This window comes from Bacillus cereus, assembly GCF_002564555.1.
GTDB lineage: Bacteria > Bacillota > Bacilli > Bacillales > Bacillaceae_G > Bacillus_A > Bacillus_A cereus_K.
The window spans coordinates 287347-308716 of record NZ_NUVD01000104.1 but is presented as its reverse complement, the minus strand read 5'-3'; the positions used below and the strand labels follow the sequence as shown (position 1 = coordinate 308716).

The following is a 21370-nucleotide window of genomic DNA, read 5'->3' as shown; positions in this document are numbered from 1 at the left end:
TGATAGAGTTAAAAAAGATGTAAGCAGAGAGATGACCAACTTGCATCTTTTTTTATTTTTTATCAAACCACTTAAACCTTTCTATCGTTACCTTAAATATAAATAAAAAATTGAAGGAGGAGTCAGTATGAAAGCATGGCAATGTATTGTGTCCATATTAGCAAGCCTTTTTTTATTAACAGCGTGTAATAGCGATAAGAAAGAAGATTCTCAAAGTAAGAAAACGAGTGAAGAAAAGGTGAGTGAAGTTAGTAGTGATAAAAACGAATCTCCAAGTTTACAAGTATTAGAGAACGATAAGGTTGGAAAATACTTAACAGATTCAAATGGAAAGACACTCTATTATTTTGCAAAAGACACATCTAAGGTAAGTAATTGTAGTGGTGACTGTGTAAAGCTTTGGCCACCATTTGTTGCGAAAGATTTTGAAGTTCCAAAAGGATTTGATAAAAAAGACTTTGCTACCATAACAAGAGAGGATACGAAAGAAAAACAAGTAACGTATAAAGGCTATCCCCTTTACTATTTTGCTAATGATAAATCCAAAGGGGATATAAATGGACAAGGGGTTAAAGATATATGGTTTGTACTGAATAGTGAAACTACATTTAAACAGTAATGGGAAGCGTGTTGAATAGGGCGAATGCCAGCAGTTATCCCATCTTCTTCGTTTTTTTCTGAATCTTGAGGTGGGGGTCTTACTGCCCGTGAATAGCGGGATAAATATTCTGCTAAAAGGAGCGACCAACATTGTTGGTGGTTCCTTTTTCTCTATTCGGATTATATAATTAACTTAATTTAGAATTATCAGAAATTAAAGAAAAACAATAGGGAGTTCAGGTGAGAATGAAAGAAAAAAATGATTATGAGTTAATGCAATTAGTAAAAGGAAACTATCGTCCTGCATTAGAAGAAATATATGAACGATATATTAAGTTGATATATAGCTTCACTTTTAAATTTTTCCAAGGAAATGAAGAAAAAACAAAAGAAGTTGTTCAATTAATTTTCTTGAAACTTTGGACAACTAAAAGTATGTATAATCCTTCAAAAGGTGATTTCGTAAATTGGATACTTACTATTACGAGGAATATATGTATTGATTATGCACGAAAAGAAAATAAAGAACTTATGTATAGAAACTTTCATAATATTTATGATTCTGAAAAACATATGCATATAGCAGATTCAGAAAATCAAATTGAGAAAAGGATGCACAGTGTTGAAATTCAAAAGGCAAAGCAGAACTTGTCTATATCTCAAAAAAGATTAATCGACTTGCTATATTGGAAAGGTTATTCCCTTAGTGAGATTGCTAAAATGGAAGGTGAACCACTAGGAACTACTAAAAGTCGTCTTCATCAATCTTTAAAGCGATTAAAAAGATATCTAGAATAGAGGGGATAGTATGGAGAGAGAATGTGACCATTTATTATATTACGTTACGAATGCAATTGATGATAGAGAACAAAGAAAGTTTCAAGAACATTTAAAGACATGCCCGAAATGTCAAACTGAGTATTCATCAATGCAGGCAGCTTGGGAAGCGTTACATTTCGATTTTGAAGAGAAAGAAGTACCAGTAACATTAAAAGCGGAAGTGTTTGATTTTATATTTGTTCACGAACAAACGAGTAGAGATAACATAGTAACAGCGAAATTGAAAGAATGGACGGTTTTACTAAGAAAACAATTTACACCGTTGGCAACGGTATTACTAGGAATAATGTTAGTGATTACTGTAGCATTAACAATCGAAAATTCGCAATTAAAAATACAATCTTTAGCTAAGCATGAATTAAGCAGTGATCCGATTAAAGTAATTTCTACTCGTCCATTAGTATCAATCGATCAAAATCATGAAAATACAAAGGGCTATATATTTGTTATGCAACAAGGAGATAAGAAAAAATTAGTTGTACAAGCTGATCATTTGCCACAAGTAAAAAATTCAGAAGTGTATCAAGTTTGGTTATTAAAGGATGGAGAAAGAAAAAACGCTGGAATATTTAAACCTGATGAAACTGGTTCTGGACTTCTGACATATGAAATCTCACAAAAACAGTCCTTTGATAACATTGGTATTACAATTGAACCAGATTCGAATAGCACGAAACCTCTTGGTAAAAAGGTACTAGGGACTTAAGACATATGTTACAGTTATTTCTAGTTTGGTAAAATCATATGAACGAGGTGTGCAAAAAGGATTAAAAGATTGGGAGTTACTAAAATATGTTGCTAATACATCGGGATGGCCAGGTAATTTAGGAGAAGATTGGACAGATAAGAACACGAAGTATAATGTAGGGTTGCAACAATCCTATAAACAATATAAGAAAGAGAATTAAGAAAAAGCATTTCCTATTTTGGGAAATGCTTTTTCTATGTTATAGTATAATAGTGTTTCGGGATGATGCTATGTTGATATATTTATAATTTTATTATGTATTATTTTTATATTAAATGAGCACCTAAAGTATTTTTTTATATAAGGAGTAATAATAAGAGAAATGAAAAATATAGATTTTATACTAGAAAGTGATGAGACGTTAAAACCGTCAGAACGATTAGTACTATTATTATTAGAGAAACATAGAATGTTATATACGAACGATCTATTGGCGCTATCTAATTTATCATATAAAACATTAACAGATTCGTTAACGGCACTTGTTTTGAAGTCGTATGTGTTAAAGGAAACAGGTAAGGGTAGAAGACAAAATTGTTATAGATTGGTATGATAAGGCTGCTAACTTTAGAAAGTTTCATGCGTATTTTTCAAACGTAAGGGTAATGTTCATTTTTATTTTCAAATGAAAAAATACATTATGAGATACGTGAATATATTTGAATTTCATTTTTATTAGTATATCTCTGTCAGAATAAAAAATGAGAAAATAAAATAAATTGCATAAAAAAGAAATAAAAAAAATCCGTTTCAAAAAACGGATTTTTTTTTTATTGGAATACTATTATTTTATAAATTGAAATGATGAATGATTATTCTACCTCACTTGTATACTTTTCAGGTAATAATTTCATTACGTTACATTTTACAAGTTCACCATTATAAGAAAGTATAACGTTCGTATTTTTTCCATAATCACTTATTAATTCTCGACACATACCACATGGAGCAACAACCCAACATTTTTCTATATCTTCATGAGGATGTGGATGAGCAACTGCTACAATTGTATCAAATTCATGATCACCTTCTGAAATAGATTTTCCGATTGCCATAGCTTCACCGCACACCGTTATTCTACCGACATTTGCTTCAACATGTACTGCTGCATAAACATTTCCCGTTTTAGTTCGTACAGCTGAACGGATATGATGGCGACCATACTTATAGTTTTTTTCGATTACTTTTTCATTAGATTTAATTAAATCATAGTCTTCAGTGTTTAAGGCAGTACTTTTAACATTACCCTCCGTATTAAGCGTGATAGATTTACTTTAATAGAAAATTTAATATTGAAAATAAACAATGAATTTTATCGAAATCAATTAAATAATATTATTATGTAAACTAATAATATTAAAATGAATACAAGCAATTAAGAGAACAACTGGAAGTAACTTACGTGGATGTTTATAAAAAGTGTTAGAGCATTTCTTTGCATGAGGAATGCTTTTTGTTTTCACTTAAAACAAAAAGAACAATAAAAACATCGTTTTAATTAATAAAAATTTATTGTAAAACGATAAAATATGTATTAAAATCAGAATGAGCAAGTTAGGTAGTTTTTATAGAAAAAGTAACAACTCGTAGAAGCTTGGAATAACAATGACGAACCTTTCTATATTGAAAAATGGGAAGGTAACAGCGATTCGATTATCCACTTTAGAGGGAATTTGTAAGGTTTTAGAATGTCAGCCTGGAGATATTTTAGAATACAAAAGTGATGAAGACAGTTAAACGTCGTGGAAGAAAGTTAATATTACAATTTTTAGGGGAGGTATAACTATGGAAATTAACAATTTGATTGTTGAAAATATTGATAACCCTCATGAGCTGGAGAGAATGTATAGAAAAGACCCGAAAGCTTTTAAAAAATCATTCTCACACGCATGGGAACAAAATCCTGATTCTCAAGTTCTGGGTATTTGGTATGAAAGATTGCATTTCAAGGAGACGGAAAATACAGGGAAAACGTCCTTGATTCAAAAAGGTTTCTTATTCATGGGCATTTTAGCCATTTTGGCGGGGATAAGCACCAGGATCATTTTCCATTTTGTCGAACAGGAAGTAATTGCTCCAATTAACCTGGCTTTTGGTATAATTCCCTTTATTGCTGTCTATTTTATTTACAATAATACTCCGAAAAAAAGTGTTATTTATTCTATTGTAGCATTGTTCCTAATTTCCGGGTTTTATCTTAATATGCTGCCATTAAATTATAAAGACAGTATTATCCTTGCTTATTTACACTTTCCAATCTTTTTATGGGTATTGGTAGGGCTTGCTTTTACAGGAAATGAGTATTCAAAAGGCAGTAAAAGATTAGCCTATATTAAATTTAATTTAGAATATTGTATTCTCTACGCTAGCATGGCAGTTAGCGGAATGATACTGGCAGCATTAACCATGCAATTATTTAGCTTCGTTGACTTGGATATAGGAGACTTCTATTTTAGTAATGTCGTTTTATTTGGTGCTGCCGCTCTAGCTATTGTGGCTACATATCTAGTATCAATGAATCTTAAACTTGCTAAAAATATTACACCTTATATAGCTAAAATTTTTAGTCCTCTGGTCCTGATCACATTGTTGATTTATCTTATAACGGTTATATGGGTCGGAAAAAATCCATTCTTGGACCGTAATTTCCTGATAGCATTCAACGGAATACTCATTGGTGTATTAGCCGTTACCATATTTTCCATTACCGAGAGCGACTCAGACGAGCAAAAGAATATTTCAGATTATATAAATTTTGCCTTAATTGTTCTTGCGCTTATCATTGACAGTGTAGCTTTGTCAGCTATCGTGTTCAGACTTTCTTCTTATGGGATTACGCCTAATAGACTTGCTGTTTTAGGTGTAAACATACTTATTTGGGCAAATCTAATTTGGATTATGCTCTCCTATATGCGTTTTTTACAAAATAAATCTGGACCTTGGGCTATCCAAGATGCCGTTACTAAGTATTTGCCGGTCTACGGGATTTGGGCAGCTTTCGTTATATTTACTTTTCCTATCATTTTTAATTAGAAAGGCTCTGTAAATGTAACGAATAAAATCCATAGAGCTAATATTGTGCAACTTTTTATACGAGTTGCATAATATTGGCTTATTTTCGTTACTAAAGTTAAAAAGGGGATGTTCAAACTAGAAGATATAATATATCTTTGTAACTGGATTCTTTATAATATACCTATATGGATATTTATCTTCAATAGGGTGATTATTTTGTCCATTATCGTTTTTTGGTTGGTGGGGGAAAGGATAAATAAATTGGTGAAATAACTCTGAAAATCGATAATCTTAATATTCATTTTATTAAAATGCCTGAAAAAACATTGGTACAAATTGAATGGTAGAAAAGGACATTACAAATTAGTCATGTAGAATATGGAATGTCCTTTAATTTATCTTTTTTTATGTTTGTGTGTGGAAAAACTCTTCTACAATAGTAGAAAAAGAATAACATAAACTACTATTTTATTGCAGCATACATAAAAAAAATCGATATAAATACGGAAATGTCGTCGAATGCTATCTTTAATTGGTTAATTTATGAGATATTTTTGTGGAGGAACTTATTTTCTAAGAATAGAATTTAGTTTAATAAGAAAACGTGCCGATGGTAGTGAAAAATATGGGTTAGGGGGATTTGAAATGAGGCAACTCAAAAGAGTAAATGTTCCTAATATACCAGAGCAACTATCACAGCCTAGTCATAATCGTAGTATAAACAAAAAGAAGTTAAGACGACTTATTTTAATGGTTCTTTTTATTGCTGCGACTACTTTGTACGTTCAATATATTTTAACGAAACAGCAGGAGATAATAATAAATAAAAAAGATACGATTACAAATCAAAAGAAACAATTAGTTTCATTAAAGAAGGATCAATTGTCTTTAAAGACTAATATCGAGAATTTAACAGATAATGAAGAAGAGATTTTGAAATTTGCGAGAAAAGAGTACCAATTTTCTAAGTCAAATGAAACGATATTCGTATTACCAAAGTAATGAAACAGTTAGCCATGGCTAACTGTTTTTTATTTGCAAATGAAGTATGGAAAAGAGAAGCTAAATCTTAGCATGTTACAAGGGATAGTGACATATTTTTAGAAGAAGAGTTAGAGATTTTTCCAGTTAAATGTATGGATATCCTTAATTATGGAATATATGTAAAAATAAATATTGTTAAAATTCTGATAATTTTATATAATATGCGTAAGCGGATACATTTTTTAATCAATGTTGAGTTTATCGCTCATACGTCAGTTAAGAAAACCGTTATCCTTGTATAAGAAAGGAAGATAGCTGTGTACGCTTCAAATACAATTTATGTTGTAGGGGATGCGAAAGCACCTCAAAATAAGCCCATTACCGAAAAGTTTAAAAGCTATTTTGTAGCATTTGTACTTGTAAAGGAGACAGGGGAAATTGTAGATGCAGATTGCTCAGCGACAATTGCATTGACATCTCAATTCGTTAAATATTTATTTTTACATAAAAAAATTAATGATCCAGCGTTAGTAACAGAAATAAAAAATCGCTATTACGGTTCGTCTCAAAAGGCGCTACTTGTAGCGCTAAAAGATGCGCGGAAAAAATATAATCAGATTGCTGCTTTGTCTACTCAATCATAGACAAAATCCAGCCGTAAGCATGTTCTTACGGCTGGATTTTTTTATTGGACAACGAAAGGATGAGCGACATGAAAATTACGGATATAAAAGTGAAACGCCGACATGTAAAGCTTCATACTCCTTTTAAAACAGCACTTCGCACTGTAACAGAAATTGAAAGTATAGATGTATATATTCATACGGACGAAGGGATTGTTGGAAAGGGTGCCGCGGCTGCAACACCAGTTATTACGGGTGATTTCGCTAGTGGAATTGAGGAAGCGATATTAGGACCGATTCGTTCATGTTTAATTGATCAAGATATGATTCAATTTCAACTATTACTACAACATATTCAAATGAGTTGTATTGGAAATTCAAGTGCGAAAGCAGCGATAGATATCGCTTTATACGATGTATATTGTCAATATCAAAACGTTCCACTTTACGCATTATTAGGTGGGAAGAAAGAAATTTATACAGATATTACGGTGAGTGTAGATGAACCTTTCATTATGGCGAAAGAGGCAAAGCAACATGTAGAAAAAGGATTTCAAACTTTAAAAATTAAAGTTGGTAAATCTGTTCATTTAGATTTGGAACGCATTGAGGCAATTCGAAATGTTGTACCAAAAAGTACGACGTTACGTTTAGATGCGAATCAAGGATGGAGTCCGAAAGCAGCGGTCTCTATCATTAAAGAGATGGAAAATCGTAATTTGAATATAGAATTTATTGAACAACCGGTACATGCGAAAGATTGGGATGGGTTAAAGTACGTAAAAGAAAATGTACAAACACCAATTATGGCTGATGAAAGTATATTTTCAGCAAATGACGCATTAAAACTTGTTCAAGGAAGATATGCAGACTTAATCAATATTAAATTAATGAAATGTGGTGGCATACGTGAAGCATGGCGTATTGCAGATATCGCAGAAGCAGCTGGTGTGAAATGTATGGTTGGTAGCATGATGGAATCTTCACTTTCCGTTAGCGCTGTTGCCCATTTAGCAGCGGCACATCCGAATATTCATTATTTCGATCTTGATGCGCCGCTATGGTTAATGGAAGAACCGGAAGGAATGACTTATTCCGGATCAAAGGTAAACCTTCATCCTACAGTGAATATTTAATCTTAGAAGAAGTGATAAACTAACTATCTTTTAAGGGGGATATATATGAAAAAAGTAGGAACTGCATTTTTAACAACTTTATTTATTTTTTCATCGTTTACATCGGCAAATGCTGAAGAAAAGAAGAATAATAAAGCATTTATAGATGTATCTGCCGCAACACTTTGGACAGCGCCTGATTCCTTACGACCAATTGATGCACCGAGCGCAACAAATCCAGTAGACTTATGGAAATGGACGAAATCAATGACACTTGATGAGAAACTATGGTTAACGAGTGCTAATAAATTAGAAACGCAAGCACTACTCGGTCAAGAAGTAACGGTTATTGATAAGAGAGGTGACTGGGTGAAAGTGTTAGTCCATGGTCAGCCAACACCGAGGAATGAAGAAGGGTACCCAGGATGGATGCCTGAAAAACAATTAACGTATAATCAAGAATTTGCAGATAAAATAAACGAACCTTTCGTATTAGTAACAAAACCGACTGCAATTTTATATATTAACCCTTCTGAAAAACATAAATCGCTTGAAGTTAGCTATAATACGCGTTTACCGCTAGTAAGTGAAGATACAATTTCATACCGTGTGTTGTTGCCAAACGGTCAGAAGGCGTGGCTACGAAAAAATGATGGAACTGTTTATCGTTCTCAAAATGATATTCCAAATCCGACAGCCGATGATTTAATCAACACAGGAAAAATGTTTTTAGGATTACCATATATATGGGCTGGTACAAGTGGTTTTGGATTTGATTGCTCTGGATTTACACATACGATTTATAAATCGCATGGAATAACTATTCCGCGAGATTCTGGACCACAATCTAAAGCAGGAATTGCGGTTGATAAAGAAAATCTTCAAAAGGGCGACTTAATATTCTTTGCACATAATCAAGGAAAAGGCAGTGTTCATCATGTTGGGATGTATATTGGTGATGGAAATATGATTCACTCTCCAAAAGCTGAAAGATCGGTAGAAATTATACCGCTAAATACACCAGGTTATATAGAAGAATACGCTGGTGCTCGTCGTTACTTACCTTAAAAAATAGAGGGGGTTTTGAAATGAAAAAAGTAGTTCGCTACTCATTAGTTAGTACTCTATTAGTTTCTTCATTTTTAGTTGGCTGTGCAAAAGAAAAAACAACTACAACGCCGAGAGATGAGAAGAAAGTATTACAGCTACTAGAAACGGGTGAAATCCCATCATTAAATTCAGAAAAAGTAACAGATGCGGTATCGTTTAACGTTTTGAATAATGTAATGGAAGGGCTATTCCGATTATCAAAAAATGATGAAGTGATTCAAGCAGGAGCACAAAAATATGAAGTGAGTAAAGATGGAAAGACATATACATTCCATTTGCGAGATGCGAAATGGTCTAACGGAGATCCAGTAACCGCTCATGATTACGTATATGCTTGGAAGCAACTGATTAACCCAGATACAGCTTCTCAATATGCATATATTGCGTACGATGTGAAAAATGCAGAGAAGATAAATAAGAAACAGCTAGGACTAGATGAATTAGGAGTAAAAGCAAAGGATGATAAAACATTCGTTGTAGAGCTAGAACATCCTGTACCGTATTTTACGAAACTACTCATTTTACCATCGTTCTATCCAATTAATGAAAAGTATGCGAAAGAGCAAGGGGATAAATACGGATTAGAAGCAAATAAAACGATATATAATGGGCCATTTACATTATCAGAGTGGAAGCATGAAGCTAGCTTTACAATGAAGAAAAATGATAAATATTGGGATAAAAAAGAAGTGAAATTAGATGAAGTAAACTATCAAATTGTGAAAGAAATTTCAACTGCGGTAAATTTATACGAAACTGATAAGGTAGATAGAGCTGTCATTTCCACAGAATTCGTAGATAAATATAAAAATAATAAAGAACTAAAACAATATACGGATCCGGTTATGTATTTCTTCCGATTCAATGAAAATGTGCCGATTCTACAAAATAAAAATGCACGTCTTGCGTTAAGTACAGTGTTTGATAAGAAGGGGCTTGCAAATTCATTTTTAAATGATGGTTCAGTTGCGGCGAATTATTACGTACCAAAAGGGTTTTTAAAAGGTCCAGATAAGAAAGATTTTAGAAGTACAGCAGGTGAGTTTAATAAGACGGATGTAAAACTGGCGAAAGAATATTGGGAAAAGGCAAAGCAAGAGACAGGCACAAATGAAGTGACGTTAGAACTATTAAACTATGACTTAGAAAACTTTAAAAAAGTAGGAGAATATATTAAAGAACAGCTTGAGAAAAACTTACCTGGATTAAAAGTAAATGTGAAATTACAACCACATACACAAAAACTAGCTTTAGAGAAGAAGAAAGAATATGAAATGTCGTTATCACGCTGGTTACCTGATTATCCAGATCCAATGACATACTTAGAAGTCTTCCTTTCTGGAAGCACTGTCAATAATACAGGATATGCAAATCCAAAATATGATGCGTTAATTAAGAAGATCAAAACAGAATTAGGTAATGATGAAAAAGCACGTTGGAAAGCGCTGCAAGATGCTGAAAAAATACTTTTGGATGATGCCGTAATTGCACCGGTATTCCAGCGTGGTCTATCTTACTTGCAAAAACCTTATGTGAAAGATTTATATGTACATCAATTCGGTCCAGCAACAAGTTTGAAATGGGCAGATGTACAAAAATAAAGTGACGGAGAAACAGACTTCACACATGTGATAGTCTGTTTCTTTTTTGTACAGTGCCCAATGAATTATAGATATTTCATATATTTTTTCACGACTTGAAAATGAAATGATTACAAAAATTCCAGTGTGAAATTTATGTAGAATCTTGTATAATTAACGTGTTTCTATGGAAACATTTTCTTGCGCTATTTGTATAGGACGTAATAGTACAAGGAAGGAAATACGTACATGTATATAATAGATAAATAGAATGGAACATGTATAGAGAAAAAGGAGCGAAATGATGACGTGTCAAAAACAAGGGTTACGGTTTAATAGCAACAGAAAGAGGAATAGACGATGAAGATGAAACATGCTTTTGGTCCAATTATTATAGCATGTCTATTCTTTTTCATTGTCGTGCTTATTCCATCTAAAAGTTTAGTATCACTTATTAGCAATAAGAAAGTTGAAGATGCGGCAACTTCCTTACAAAAAGAAAAATTACAAAGTGTTTTCTTGCAACAAAAAATGTTAGAGAATTCGCAGTATTTACCGATGTACGGTTCATCTGAATTTTTACGAATGGATGCATACCATCCGTCTAATTATTTCAAAGTAAATCCAGCAGGCTTTACACCATTTTTAATCGGGACTGGCGGTACGCAAAGTTTGGCTCATATTTTAAATATGACGTCTACAATGGATGAATTAGAAGGTAAAAAAGTAGTGTTTGTTCTTTCACCACAATGGTTTACAAAAACTGGTGTATCACAAGGGGATTTTACTAATAATTTCTCCAAACAACAAGCCTATCACTTTATTTTTAATGACGAAATAAATCCTGAAATGAAGAAGAAAATAGCGAAGCGTTTACTAGATTATAAAGTTGTTCGTAAGGATGCGATATTAAGTAGTTCTCTAGAAAGTATTGTATATAACGATACGAAACATAATATAAAAGCTGGACTAGCTAAACCGCTAGCATATATGTACCGGAATATTTTAGATCATAGAGATTTATTTAATTCTCTATTTAAGATTGAACCGATGAAAGAGAAAACAAATATGAGACTACGTTCAATCTCTTGGGAAGATGCACGTAAACATGCAGAACAAGAAGGGATAGCGGAGTCTACTACAAATACATTCGGAATTGAAAATCCGTATTACTATAAACATAATTTAAAGAAAAAATTAAAAGGTCTAAAAAACTTTAGAGAAAATGAATCGTATGATGAATCGCCAGAATATGATGACTTACAAATTGTTTTAGATCTTTTCAAAGAAAAGAATGTCAAACCACTCTTTATTTCTGTACCTGTAAATGGACCTTGGTATGATTACGCTGGTTTCCCGAAAGAACGCCGTGAAGCGTATTATAATAAGGTTCGCGAGCAAGTCGAAAAAGCAGGGTATCCAGTAGTCGATTTTTCTAGCCATGAATATGATAAGTATTTCTTAAAAGATACGATTCATTTAGGTTGGAAAGGCTGGATTTATTTTGATGAAGCAGTGCAGAAGTTTTATTCTGAGAAATAAAGTAGAGAAACCGGAATGGCTACTAGCCGTTCCGGTTTTTTAGTATAGCGGATTTTGGTGCGGGCAATTTGGAAATGCATGTATATCTTGAATTTGTCTAAAATCATAATGTTTTATTGCGAACTGAGATTGGTACAGGTATTCATACACATATAATTGACCATCATGAGCTGAACATAATACCCCGGAAGTTCCTTGCCCATTCATGAAGGAAATACCGATAGGGCGCCCGATTAAGTATGATATTTTTTGTTGCCAATGCATAGGGAAATCACTCCTTTTAAGTTACTATACGAGTTGCATGGCTGAATGGTTGCTTTTCCACGTAAATCTCAAACTGGAGGGTTTTAGCACAATATCTAGAAATTATTAAGATGAATGGATTATAAGTGTGGAGGAGGAAGGAATGAACTATGGGAAAAGAATGTATTCTAGAAGAAAAGTTGAGCCTAATTGAATGGTGTCAAACATTGAAGGGTGTATCCGATGATATATGGTTTCGACCATTAAAAAAGGGGGCTTGGGCAACAGCAGATGTGATCTCACATTTTATCGTTTGGGACAAGTTTTTAATGAAGTATCGAATTCCATGTTTTCTAAAGGCACAACCTGTATTTAATGTTCCAACAGATGTGGAGGAAATGAATAAGAGTGCAATAGTATATGCAAGGTCTGGTATTTCAAAAGAAAAACTCATAGATCACTTTATTTTTACTCGTAAACAATTAGTAGACCAAATTGAGCGAATTCCTGCCCAATATTTTTATAATGACTACCAATTTGGCACAAAAAAATTGAGATTAAATAATTATTTTTTATCACTCATTCAGCATGACTTAAAGCATAAAGAAGAAATAATACAATTTCTAATACATAATCAAGCCTATAATAAAAAACCGCTATAATTCTTAATGAATTTATAGCGGTTTTATTTGTAATTTTAAGCAAGATTTTTACGTTTTTTTGTCCATTTTTTTATGACGAAGTATAAAAGTATAAGTATGACGCCGCCAATTGCGAACGATTTCACATACGGTCCAGCAATATCATTAATATTCTCCCAGTTTTCGCCTAGTTTTTCACCTAAATAAATGAAAATGATTGACCAAGGAATAATCGCAAGTCCTGTTAAGGTAATGAAACGTGAAATTGGCATTTTTGTAATACCAGCAGGAATTGAAATCGCATGACGCACTACTGGGATGAAGCGTGCTGTGAAAATTACACCAGTTCCGTAACGATTAAACCAATCTTCAGCAGCGTCTATTTGTTTTTTATGAATGAAAATATATTTTCCATAACGTTCTAATACAGGGCGACCACCGTATCGACCAATCCAGTAAATAAAGACTTGGGCAATTACACCGCCAATTGTACCGAATATAACTGCACCTACAAATGAGATACTTCCAGTTGATACTAAGTATCCCGCATAAGCAAGGACAATTTCACTCGGAATAATTTCAATCATTAGTCCAAGCATAATGCCCCAATAACCTAATCCTTCAAAAAATGTTAAAACTGAATGAATAAAACTACTTAACATTGTTGCACCTTCTAATTCATGAATTTTTTCAAGTAAAAGCTCTTTTATTTAATAACATAAAAAGTTTACTATATGCAAATTATACCTTATTTAATGAATGGATTTCTATTTTAATACTTTTTATGTCTTGTATTAGTTTTTCTAGTATTTATAGTAAACGATATAAATTGAGTTTTCATGAAGAGATAATGAAAATAATATTAAAAATTTCTCATTTTAAAAGAGAAGGAAAGGGGTCGGTAGACTGAAAATTTTGTATGATGATGTAAGTGTTGAATTTACAAAGGGGGAGAAGTTATGCATTTTACAGATCCTATTTATGGGTCAGTTACTATTCAAGATAGAGATATCATACAATTGATTGATACTAAAGCATTTCGAAGATTGGACTTTATAAAACAGCAAGGGCATACATATTTTTTACATACGAACGCAATACATACGAGGAAAGAACATTCAATAGGTGTATATGTACTGGTAAATAAAGTTATAGAACATCTTACAGAGATTGGTGATATTCGTTTATCAGAATATGACCGGAAGCTAGTATCTACTGTAGCTCTTTTGCATGATGTTGGACATGGTCCATATTCGCATTGTTTTCAACAAATATCAGGTGAAGATCACGGTGAGTGGACGGTTCGAATTATACAAGAGGATGAAGAGCTATATACAATTTTAAATCAGACTCCTGGATTATTAGAGGATGTAACAAAAGCTTTAACAGATGGTGGAGTTTTTCCAATTTTAGATGAGCTATTATTTCATTCACTAGGAATGGATCAATTAGATTTTTGGAATAGAGATTTATATTATTCATCGCTTGAATTAGATGGAATTGAGATTAAAGAACTAATTTCGACTATGCGTTTTATAGATGGAAAGCTTGTTATTGAAGAGAAGGGGATACCTCATATTGAGCATTTGGTTAAAGCGAAACAAAAACTTTATAATCATGGATTTGGCCATTCGTTTGTAATAGGAAAAGACTTATTGTTGCAATCCATTTATCAAAAGATAACTGAGAAAAATCTTAAGTTCTATACTACTGAATTACAAAATTTCTTTCATAAAGAAGAGGATTTATTAGTAGAGGACTTTCTCCCATTACAAGATGAAATGATTTTACATGAAATTCAGTGCTTTGCAAAATCAGAGGACAAACAATTAGTGGCGTTAATTCAGCTTTATTTTTCGGGTGCTAAAAGTTTATCATTTCAAAAAGGAGTGGAGGGTGATTTTAAAAAGGAAAATACCAATTTAGCGGTAATAACTGAGAAAAAGGCATACAGTTCATATGTAGGTGGTATTTACGTTTTTAGTGAGGGGCAGTTAGATGATATTTTAGAAAAATCCCCTTTTATTCGAGAGATAGTAAGGTTACCTAAAAAAGAATATGCATATTCCATTTGAGTTGATTTAGAAAGTTCAAAATGCTTTGTGGGGAATAAACAATATAAATATTCTCTTATCACTTAGACAGGTACTTCACTTTCAAATAACGAATTATAATGTTAATGAAATTTTTATAGAAAATTAACGTGATGAAGGTGAAAATATGAAAGAAGCATTATTAGAAAAGGCCTCATATCTACATAAAGCAGAATTAGAACAATTACATATAGCTATATTAGTTTCCGAGAAAGCTCATGAAGGACAATTTCGTGTTTCGGGTGAGCCGTATATTACTCATCCATTTGCAGTTACAGAAATTTTGTTAGAGTGTAAGGCAGATATTATAACTTTAGTTGCAGCATTACTACATGATGTGGTAGAGGATACAGATTATACAATTGAGTATATACATGATATATTCGGTAAAAAAGTGGCTGATATTGTAGAAGGATTAACTAAAATTGATAAAAAACAAATCCCGAATAAAGAAGAGTATGAAGCAATAAATTTAAAGAAATTATTGTTAGCTACACATGGAGATATAAGAGTGGCTATTATAAAAGTGATAGATCGTCTACATAACATGAGAACTTTACAGGTGAAAGCTGTAAAGAAACAAGTTCCTTATGCAAATGAAACACTCAAAATTTTCGCTCCGATTTGTAAAAGGCTGGGGTTATTTCATATTCAACACGAGTTAGAAGATTTAGGTTTTTATTATCTTAATCATTCTAAATATAAAGGAATGAAAATGCTTTTACAAAATTATGTTAAGTTATTAGAGGATTTGTCTCAAAACATTATGCTAGATATAAATAATTTTCTGAATCAAACTTTAATATTTGAAGTGGACTATGAAGTCAGCCCTATTTATACAGCTTATTCTCGTCTCCAAGATATTCAAGACATTACAGCAGTGTCAAAAATAATCATCACGGTCTCAAGTAATTTAGACTGTTATAAAATATTAGGGATTATACATCAACTGTACAAACCAATTCCTCATCAATTTGAAGATAATATAGCAATTGAAAATGATGTATTAAACAAATACTTAAAGACCAAAGTGGTGATCAATAACTATGAAATAGTGATATGTATTGAAACAAAAACAAATCAGGAGATACGAGATAAAGGGGTATTTCATATTCTTACAAAAAGTATAACTGATAAGGAGATGCAAAATATAATTAATAAATTGATGGATCATTTTATTAAGACAAATGATCTAGTAACTCAAGATGCGATTGAATTTTATGATTTAGTATCATATGAACTATTCCAAGATAACATTGTTGCATTTACTCCTAAGTTAGATTCCGTGAACTTACCGCAAGGTGCTACTATAATTGATTTTGCTTTCGCATTAAACCCTGAGATCGCTAAGTATATGTCAGGTGCTAAAGTTAATGGTATAAATAAACCGATAACAACGAATGTTTCACATCTAGATATTGTTGAACTTGTGGTAACTGAAAACATAAGTAATGTAAGACAGGATTGGTTAAATTTTGCTAATAGCTCAAAAGCTCAAATTGAAATTTATAAAGAGTTACAATGTTGAAGGAATGAAATGATCATTTTTGAATTAATGATAGGCGATTATGATTTTTCATAATTAATACCTAGAAAAACAAGCATCCACCTGATCTAAATATAGAAAAGGTAGATGCTTGTTTTCGTTATAAAAAAACAGAAGCATTTCTGCTCCTGTTTTTTACGGTTTCACATCTAAATTTTGTAAAAATAACGTTGCTGTTACGTAACGTTTCGCTAACATTTGTACATATGCGGTATGTACAGAAAGCGTCGCGATAATAATCGCGTTACGAATTGCTTCACGTTGTTCGTTATTAATTTGATTGAACTTGCTTGCAATTTTATCAGCTTTTTCTTTCACGATATTTTCAATTGTATGGACTGTATTTGTTGCATCTAGTTGTAAGCAATTCCCTTGATTGAGTTCTTCAAATAGAGAAGAGTATGCTACATATAAATGAACAGGATTGATTAAATCATCACTACGATCGGCCGGATCATTTACAATAAGACGTAATAGCTTGCGAATGGATTCGAAATCGAGTGCTGTTTTTAAATCTTCAACAATGAATAGTAAGGCTGCTTGTTCGATTGAATATTTCTTTCCTTTTTGAGGGGAGCCAATCATTTCTTTTATATCTCGTTTCACCCAGTTTTGCATCGCAGTTACAGAGAAACTCGTGTTTTCAATCTGATTGCCAAGCGCGACTATTTCATTTAAAGAAAAACCAACATCCGTCTCGTCAATCTTAATCAGTTTTTCAAAAATAGGTGAAAGTGCGGTAGTTATAAAAGCAGTAACGCTTTGTCCGCTTTCAATATCTTTTTTATGTGACTTTGCCCAAGCTTCTTGTAAAATACTGAGAGGCTTTTTCGTATTCCATCCTCTTAGTGATAGAAGGAGGGTTGCCATTTCGTTTCGTGTGAGATGAAATGTTTCCATCTTTTCACCTCCAAAATAATAAAAAGTTCTTATGAACTTATAATATGTTTTGTTTCATTTAAAGTCAATTCTGTTTTGCTTAATTTTTCCTTTGTCACCAAACTGTCGGAAGTAAATAATGCTTGCATATTTCGACAAAAGTTCATATAATGAGTTCATAAGAACCTTTAAAATGGTTTTAAAACAAATCTATCATTCTGAATTTACTAGAAAGGTAGATTTAATATATATCTATATAAAAGGAGAATGGATATAAAATGATGAAAAAATTTGTAGCAGTAATGACAGCATTCATGGTTATCTTTGGGGCTAGTAGCTTTATGTTCGTAGATCATGCGGAAGCGAAAAGTTACAAGTCTGGTAAAAAATCATATACACCAAGTTCAGGTCAAAAATCAAAAGTCGATTTAAACAAAAAAGATTCTAATGTAAATTCACAAAAAACAACAACTGATTCAAAAACAAAAGCAACAAACACAGCGCCAAAAAGTAATAAAGGAGGCTTTATGAAAGGTTTATTACTAGGTGGTCTTGGTGGTTTACTAATGGGTAGCTTATTTGCAAATATGGGAGCTCTTGGTTCTGTATTAGCGTTTATGGTAAATATGTTAGTAATGGCTGGTATCGTAATGTTAGCAGTTCGTGCATTTAAATACTTCAAAAATCAACGTAAGAAAAAGGCAGATGAAGTAGCATGGAAACAATAAAAATTTCTGAACAAGAGCTTATAAATGCACTTTGTGTATATATCGCTGAAAAAAGACAAGTTGGACCAGAAGAAGTTTTAGTTGAACTAATGTTTGATGACGACTATGGTTTCTCTGCTGAAGTAGAGGTAAATGGTCGCAAGCAAATATTAATTCAAGCGAACTTAATCGAAGCACTACGCTTGTTGCTTGATCGAGAATACAACGTCAATTCATTTGCAGCAAGATTGCAACTTGAATTAGATGATGAAGAAGGCATTTACGCATTAGCGAAATTTAATAATGACGAACAATAAAACTGTTAGAGCTGTATGCTCTAACAGTTTTTTATTGGGATTAATATTGTTAGTATGTTTCCTCTTTTAAGATAAAATCCAATTATTAATAAACTAATGAATTGGTAAAAATATGTTATTATAAAAATGTTTTATGTTAATAGAAGGATATAATGAAAAAGAAATTATTAGTAACATTAGCTGCGGTTTGTTTATCTTTAACTGCTTGTAATTCAACAGAACAAACAAAAGATGTACAAGCGAACGAAAAGAAAGATAAGAATGAGGAGCAACAAACTGCGACTACTAGCCCGAAAGCTAAAGAAATAACAGAAAAAAGTACAGTAGAGAGATTATCTCAAGATCATAATGTATCATTAGAAGGTGATGGTGAGAATTCTTCTGATTTTTTTGAATTGAAATCTGGATTTGTCATTGCTGAGGTAGAACATACAGGAGAAAGTAATGCGATTCTTGAGTTGAAAGACGAACAGGGTAATGACGCTGGTTCACTTTCAAATTTCATTGGTAATGGAAAAGAAAAAAGATTAGTTCTCATAAAAAAGAGCGGTAAATATTTCATCAATCCTACAGCGGATGGTCATTGGAAGGTTAATATGTCACAGTCTATCCCAATGGATAAAGTAATAACAACTCCGGGAACAATTAGTGGCCATGGATCTGATGCTGTTTTTGTAAAACTTGAAAAAGGATTGAAAGAGTTGCATGGTGTACATATGAACGGTGAAAGTAATTTTATTGTTGAATTAAATGATAGTATAGTATTTAATGAAATTGGTACAGCTGATACAACGAAAAAAATGCCTGTAAAAGAAAATGGCATACACATTTTCACTATTCAAGCAGATGGCGATTGGACAATTGATGTGAAATAATTTGAAAGCTCCTCTTATTGTTTTAGATAAGGGGAGCTTTTGGGTATAGAAAGGGTAGGATACGTGTATTAAATAATTTCTTGGCGTTTATATAAAGTTTCCTCTTTGGATTGCAAATCACGCCAAATCTCATTCATTTTCCGTCTACCAACATCGACCATTGGATTAAATTGAATCGCTGCATTCTGACGAACGGAGTGAACATTTTGAATGGCTTGTTGCAAGTGTTGTTCAACCGAATTAGATTTTTTATTTGCTTGTTTTACGATTGAATATCCTGCAACTGTTCCTTGCGCCATAGCAATTTTCCCGCTTTCAATTCCTGTAATATTTCCAGCTACAAATAAACCTGTTAGAGGGGTTTCCATTGCTTCTGAATGAAGCGGGACATGTCCACCTAATTCCGGGATGTAACGGAAAGGACACCCTGCAACAGCAGCAAGTTCAGCAAGCGGATATAAACCTCCAGCAATACAAACGAAATCTGCCTCATATATCTTTTCTGATCCATTAATAATATTACCTTTAGAATCAATATTAGCAATGCGAACACCTTCAACTTGGTTTGTTCCGATAATTTCTAGTGCAGCTTTACGGAGATGAAGAGGTGTCCCGTTTATTTTCATTCCACTATTTGGATAAAAAGTTAATCCGGCTTTTCGAATCCAATCGTATTTCATGAACTTGCTTCCAAAACGAAGAAAAGCAGAAGGAGCGAGGTGAGCAGCATTTAAAAGGGAGTTCAAAACTTCCTCTGGTTCACCAGCTTTTTGGCTTAATTCGCTTTTTTCAGGGAGTACAATATGATCCACCGTAATACCGGCTAATTGTAATTCATTTAATATTGCGAATGACAAAATGTTAGCCCCAATAATAATTCCTTTTTTTCCAACTTGAACGCGGTGAACATTTGTCATAACTTGAGCTGCTCCAATGGACATAACTCCTGGAAGTGTCCAGCCGGGAAGGGGGATAGAATACTCAGCAGCCCCAGTAGCAATTAGAACAAACGGTGCTTCTAACGTACCGATATTTGTATGTACGGACCAATTACTTTCATCTTTATCTAAATTAAAGACGGAAACACCACATCGAATTTCGACTGAAAGTGATTTTGCTTCTTCATGAAGGCGTTTTGATTCTTCTATGCCATTCCACCATTCTCCAGTAGGTTCCTGATGTAACTGTCCTAATAACCGTCCGCCAGGCTTCATAAATTCATCAATAACGAGTACGTTGAGACCAAAGCGAGCACAAGAGATAGAAGCGGATAACCCTGCCGGACCAGCTCCGATAATAATTACATCGTTCATCGTTTTTTCACCATCTCTCTTACGATATTCGGATGTTGTTTTCCACTTTCAACAATCATATCGTTTTCTACAACAGTTAAGCACGCTCGTACGTTCGTTTGATTATTTACTGTCACGCGGCATTCAGAACAATGCCCAATGTTGCAATAAATGCCTCGAGGCGTCCCGCTATCCTCGTGTGCTCTTAATGTTCGTATTCCGTTTGCTAGCAAGGCAGCAGCAATTGTTTCATGCTCATATGCATCATATTGTTGACCGTTAAACTGAAAAGAGATACGCGGACTATTTTTTAAACTACCTAAAATAGGGTGATGTGTAATTCTACTCATTTACTTTCACCTACCGCTCCGAAAGTAACTGCCCGCACGGGTGGCTGATATTTTAATGGGATTTCATTAGAATTTATATCAGGGTTCGCATTTTCAATCATTCGATCTATCATCATTCTACAAGTGCGGCCACCGCAAAACCCCATGCCAGCACGTGTTCTTAGTTTTAATTCTCTTGCCGAGCAGTTATATTCAGCAATTGTCGATTGAAGTTGTCCGTATGTTACTTCTTCACAACGACAAACAATTAAGTTTTCTTTATTCGTCATA

General features: G+C 33.1%; 25 protein-coding genes and 1 pseudogene. 19 read left to right on the top strand and 7 right to left on the bottom strand.

Annotated features, from left to right (window positions below):
• Positions 1-127 precede the first annotated feature (127 nt).
• The 5 genes and pseudogenes from COI75_RS25160 (at position 128) to COI75_RS25140 (ending at position 2741) form a co-directional block, all read left to right on the top strand.
• A complete protein-coding gene (locus tag COI75_RS25160; protein ID WP_000649285.1) occupies positions 128-619 on the top strand; it encodes a COG4315 family predicted lipoprotein in 492 nt (163 codons plus the stop codon).
• A gap of 227 nt (positions 620-846) precedes the next feature.
• Positions 847-1398 carry an RNA polymerase sigma factor gene (locus COI75_RS25155; RefSeq protein ID WP_000660279.1) on the top strand — a complete coding sequence of 184 codons (552 nt, stop codon included), beginning with the start codon at positions 847-849 and terminating at the stop codon, positions 1396-1398.
• Positions 1399-1408: 10 nt separating this feature from the next.
• Positions 1409-2146, top strand: a complete 738-nt coding sequence (locus COI75_RS25150; RefSeq protein ID WP_000439053.1) for an anti-sigma factor — start codon at positions 1409-1411, stop codon at positions 2144-2146.
• Positions 2147-2162: 16 nt separating this feature from the next.
• Positions 2163-2348, top strand: a pseudogene (locus COI75_RS25145) (invasion protein); the annotation flags it as partial.
• 162 nt (positions 2349-2510) lie between these two features.
• Entirely contained in the window at positions 2511-2741 is a 231-nt protein-coding gene (locus COI75_RS25140; RefSeq protein WP_000789036.1) for a hypothetical protein, read from the top strand.
• Positions 2742-3000: 259 nt separating this feature from the next.
• On the opposite strand, the gene COI75_RS25135 is transcribed toward COI75_RS25140, so the two are convergent.
• Positions 3001-3453 (bottom strand): cytidine deaminase, encoded by a 453-nt coding sequence (locus tag COI75_RS25135; protein WP_033657945.1) that lies wholly within the window; start codon positions 3451-3453, stop codon positions 3001-3003.
• A gap of 340 nt (positions 3454-3793) precedes the next feature.
• Between COI75_RS25135 and COI75_RS25130 the strand changes: the two genes are divergently transcribed.
• The 8 genes from COI75_RS25130 to dltD all read left to right on the top strand — a co-directional run bounded on the left by COI75_RS25130 (position 3794) and on the right by dltD (position 12157).
• A complete protein-coding gene (locus COI75_RS25130) occupies positions 3794-3925 on the top strand; it encodes a helix-turn-helix domain-containing protein (protein ID WP_002095591.1) in 132 nt (43 codons plus the stop codon).
• Between the two features lie 48 nt (positions 3926-3973).
• Positions 3974-5221, top strand: a complete 1248-nt coding sequence (locus COI75_RS25125; protein ID WP_000405156.1) for a DUF4153 domain-containing protein — start codon at positions 3974-3976, stop codon at positions 5219-5221.
• A gap of 627 nt (positions 5222-5848) precedes the next feature.
• Entirely contained in the window at positions 5849-6205 is a 357-nt protein-coding gene (locus tag COI75_RS25120) for an FtsB family cell division protein (RefSeq protein WP_001249462.1), read from the top strand.
• 299 nt (positions 6206-6504) lie between these two features.
• A complete protein-coding gene (locus COI75_RS25115; protein WP_000271320.1) occupies positions 6505-6831 on the top strand; it encodes a DUF3870 domain-containing protein in 327 nt (108 codons plus the stop codon).
• A 59-nt stretch (positions 6832-6890) separates the two neighbouring features.
• On the top strand, positions 6891-7946 hold the full coding sequence (locus tag COI75_RS25110; protein WP_141535151.1) for a dipeptide epimerase: 1056 nt from the start codon (positions 6891-6893) through the stop codon (positions 7944-7946).
• Between the two features lie 45 nt (positions 7947-7991).
• On the top strand, positions 7992-8993 hold the full coding sequence (locus COI75_RS25105; RefSeq protein ID WP_000755458.1) for a C40 family peptidase: 1002 nt from the start codon (positions 7992-7994) through the stop codon (positions 8991-8993).
• A gap of 20 nt (positions 8994-9013) precedes the next feature.
• A complete protein-coding gene (locus COI75_RS25100) occupies positions 9014-10636 on the top strand; it encodes a peptide ABC transporter substrate-binding protein (protein ID WP_000758271.1) in 1623 nt (540 codons plus the stop codon).
• Positions 10637-10975: 339 nt separating this feature from the next.
• The gene (gene dltD, locus COI75_RS25095) at positions 10976-12157 is read left to right on the top strand and encodes a D-alanyl-lipoteichoic acid biosynthesis protein DltD (RefSeq protein ID WP_000782282.1); all 1182 of its coding nucleotides are present in this window, start codon (positions 10976-10978) and stop codon (positions 12155-12157) included.
• Positions 12158-12196: 39 nt separating this feature from the next.
• On the opposite strand, the gene COI75_RS25090 is transcribed toward dltD, so the two are convergent.
• Positions 12197-12421 carry a hypothetical protein gene (locus COI75_RS25090; protein ID WP_000558711.1) on the bottom strand — a complete coding sequence of 75 codons (225 nt, stop codon included), beginning with the start codon at positions 12419-12421 and terminating at the stop codon, positions 12197-12199.
• Positions 12422-12570: 149 nt separating this feature from the next.
• Between COI75_RS25090 and COI75_RS25085 the strand changes: the two genes are divergently transcribed.
• Positions 12571-13062, top strand: coding sequence for a DinB family protein (locus COI75_RS25085; RefSeq protein ID WP_000513974.1), 492 nt, complete (start codon positions 12571-12573; stop codon positions 13060-13062).
• 35 nt (positions 13063-13097) lie between these two features.
• Here COI75_RS25085 and COI75_RS25080 read toward each other — a convergent pair whose 3' ends face one another.
• Complete coding sequence (locus tag COI75_RS25080) at positions 13098-13703, bottom strand: DedA family protein (protein ID WP_000952919.1); 606 nt, start codon at positions 13701-13703, stop codon at positions 13098-13100.
• Between the two features lie 297 nt (positions 13704-14000).
• Between COI75_RS25080 and COI75_RS25075 the strand changes: the two genes are divergently transcribed.
• Together COI75_RS25075 and COI75_RS25070 are read left to right on the top strand one after the other, a co-directional pair.
• Positions 14001-15116, top strand: coding sequence for an HD domain-containing protein (locus COI75_RS25075; RefSeq protein ID WP_000545825.1), 1116 nt, complete (start codon positions 14001-14003; stop codon positions 15114-15116).
• A 145-nt stretch (positions 15117-15261) separates the two neighbouring features.
• Positions 15262-16662, top strand: coding sequence for an HD domain-containing protein (locus COI75_RS25070; protein WP_000656617.1), 1401 nt, complete (start codon positions 15262-15264; stop codon positions 16660-16662).
• Between the two features lie 153 nt (positions 16663-16815).
• On the opposite strand, the gene COI75_RS25065 is transcribed toward COI75_RS25070, so the two are convergent.
• Positions 16816-17580 carry a DUF1836 domain-containing protein gene (locus COI75_RS25065; protein WP_000447239.1) on the bottom strand — a complete coding sequence of 255 codons (765 nt, stop codon included), beginning with the start codon at positions 17578-17580 and terminating at the stop codon, positions 16816-16818.
• 257 nt (positions 17581-17837) lie between these two features.
• Here COI75_RS25065 and COI75_RS25060 point away from each other — a divergent pair, with 257 nt between their 5' ends.
• From COI75_RS25060 to COI75_RS25050, 3 genes are all read left to right on the top strand, one after another.
• Complete coding sequence (locus COI75_RS25060) at positions 17838-18287, top strand: hypothetical protein (protein ID WP_000976020.1); 450 nt, start codon at positions 17838-17840, stop codon at positions 18285-18287.
• Positions 18275-18583, top strand: a complete 309-nt coding sequence (locus COI75_RS25055; protein WP_000447753.1) for a YxcD family protein — start codon at positions 18275-18277, stop codon at positions 18581-18583. The genes COI75_RS25060 and COI75_RS25055 overlap by 13 nt, the downstream gene beginning before the upstream one ends.
• A 152-nt stretch (positions 18584-18735) precedes the next feature.
• On the top strand, positions 18736-19458 hold the full coding sequence (locus COI75_RS25050; RefSeq protein ID WP_000728074.1) for a hypothetical protein: 723 nt from the start codon (positions 18736-18738) through the stop codon (positions 19456-19458).
• A gap of 68 nt (positions 19459-19526) precedes the next feature.
• Here the strand turns inward: COI75_RS25050 and COI75_RS25045 are convergent, their stop codons facing one another.
• From COI75_RS25045 to COI75_RS25035, 3 genes are read right to left on the bottom strand one after another with little or no spacing between them, the layout of a single operon-like run.
• The gene (locus COI75_RS25045) at positions 19527-20771 is read right to left on the bottom strand and encodes an NAD(P)/FAD-dependent oxidoreductase (RefSeq protein ID WP_001000593.1); all 1245 of its coding nucleotides are present in this window, start codon (positions 20769-20771) and stop codon (positions 19527-19529) included.
• Complete coding sequence (locus tag COI75_RS25040) at positions 20768-21100, bottom strand: (2Fe-2S)-binding protein (protein WP_000087055.1); 333 nt, start codon at positions 21098-21100, stop codon at positions 20768-20770. Before COI75_RS25040 ends, COI75_RS25045 begins: the two co-directional genes overlap by 4 nt.
• A complete protein-coding gene (locus tag COI75_RS25035; protein ID WP_000182288.1) occupies positions 21097-21369 on the bottom strand; it encodes a (2Fe-2S)-binding protein in 273 nt (90 codons plus the stop codon). The genes COI75_RS25040 and COI75_RS25035 overlap by 4 nt, the downstream gene beginning before the upstream one ends.
• Position 21370 lies beyond the last annotated feature (1 nt).

What these genes read in the sequence shown, in the direction of transcription:
- COI75_RS25085 (WP_000513974.1), top strand. Translation starts at nt 12,571, where the DNA reads ATGGGAAAAGAATGTATTCTAGAAGAAAAGTTGAGCCTAATTGAATGG.
- COI75_RS25055 (WP_000447753.1), top strand. Translation starts at nt 18,275, where the DNA reads ATGGAAACAATAAAAATTTCTGAACAAGAGCTTATAAATGCACTTTGT.
- COI75_RS25120 (WP_001249462.1), top strand. Translation starts at nt 5,849, where the DNA reads ATGAGGCAACTCAAAAGAGTAAATGTTCCTAATATACCAGAGCAACTA.
- COI75_RS25070 (WP_000656617.1), top strand. Translation starts at nt 15,262, where the DNA reads ATGAAAGAAGCATTATTAGAAAAGGCCTCATATCTACATAAAGCAGAA.
- COI75_RS25150 (WP_000439053.1), top strand. Translation starts at nt 1,409, where the DNA reads ATGGAGAGAGAATGTGACCATTTATTATATTACGTTACGAATGCAATT.
- COI75_RS25125 (WP_000405156.1), top strand. Translation starts at nt 3,974, where the DNA reads ATGGAAATTAACAATTTGATTGTTGAAAATATTGATAACCCTCATGAG.
- dltD (WP_000782282.1), top strand. Translation starts at nt 10,976, where the DNA reads ATGAAGATGAAACATGCTTTTGGTCCAATTATTATAGCATGTCTATTC.
- COI75_RS25130 (WP_002095591.1), top strand. Translation starts at nt 3,794, where the DNA reads ATGACGAACCTTTCTATATTGAAAAATGGGAAGGTAACAGCGATTCGA.
- COI75_RS25040 (WP_000087055.1), bottom strand. Translation starts at nt 21,100, where the DNA reads ATGAGTAGAATTACACATCACCCTATTTTAGGTAGTTTAAAAAATAGT.
- COI75_RS25035 (WP_000182288.1), bottom strand. Translation starts at nt 21,369, where the DNA reads ATGACGAATAAAGAAAACTTAATTGTTTGTCGTTGTGAAGAAGTAACA.
- COI75_RS25090 (WP_000558711.1), bottom strand. Translation starts at nt 12,421, where the DNA reads ATGCATTGGCAACAAAAAATATCATACTTAATCGGGCGCCCTATCGGT.
- COI75_RS25075 (WP_000545825.1), top strand. Translation starts at nt 14,001, where the DNA reads ATGCATTTTACAGATCCTATTTATGGGTCAGTTACTATTCAAGATAGA.
- COI75_RS25045 (WP_001000593.1), bottom strand. Translation starts at nt 20,771, where the DNA reads ATGAACGATGTAATTATTATCGGAGCTGGTCCGGCAGGGTTATCCGCT.
- COI75_RS25100 (WP_000758271.1), top strand. Translation starts at nt 9,014, where the DNA reads ATGAAAAAAGTAGTTCGCTACTCATTAGTTAGTACTCTATTAGTTTCT.
- COI75_RS25140 (WP_000789036.1), top strand. Translation starts at nt 2,511, where the DNA reads ATGAAAAATATAGATTTTATACTAGAAAGTGATGAGACGTTAAAACCG.
- COI75_RS25080 (WP_000952919.1), bottom strand. Translation starts at nt 13,703, where the DNA reads ATGTTAAGTAGTTTTATTCATTCAGTTTTAACATTTTTTGAAGGATTA.
- COI75_RS25160 (WP_000649285.1), top strand. Translation starts at nt 128, where the DNA reads ATGAAAGCATGGCAATGTATTGTGTCCATATTAGCAAGCCTTTTTTTA.
- COI75_RS25155 (WP_000660279.1), top strand. Translation starts at nt 847, where the DNA reads ATGAAAGAAAAAAATGATTATGAGTTAATGCAATTAGTAAAAGGAAAC.
- COI75_RS25050 (WP_000728074.1), top strand. Translation starts at nt 18,736, where the DNA reads ATGAAAAAGAAATTATTAGTAACATTAGCTGCGGTTTGTTTATCTTTA.
- COI75_RS25105 (WP_000755458.1), top strand. Translation starts at nt 7,992, where the DNA reads ATGAAAAAAGTAGGAACTGCATTTTTAACAACTTTATTTATTTTTTCA.
- COI75_RS25060 (WP_000976020.1), top strand. Translation starts at nt 17,838, where the DNA reads ATGATGAAAAAATTTGTAGCAGTAATGACAGCATTCATGGTTATCTTT.
- COI75_RS25110 (WP_141535151.1), top strand. Translation starts at nt 6,891, where the DNA reads ATGAGCGACATGAAAATTACGGATATAAAAGTGAAACGCCGACATGTA.
- COI75_RS25065 (WP_000447239.1), bottom strand. Translation starts at nt 17,580, where the DNA reads ATGGAAACATTTCATCTCACACGAAACGAAATGGCAACCCTCCTTCTA.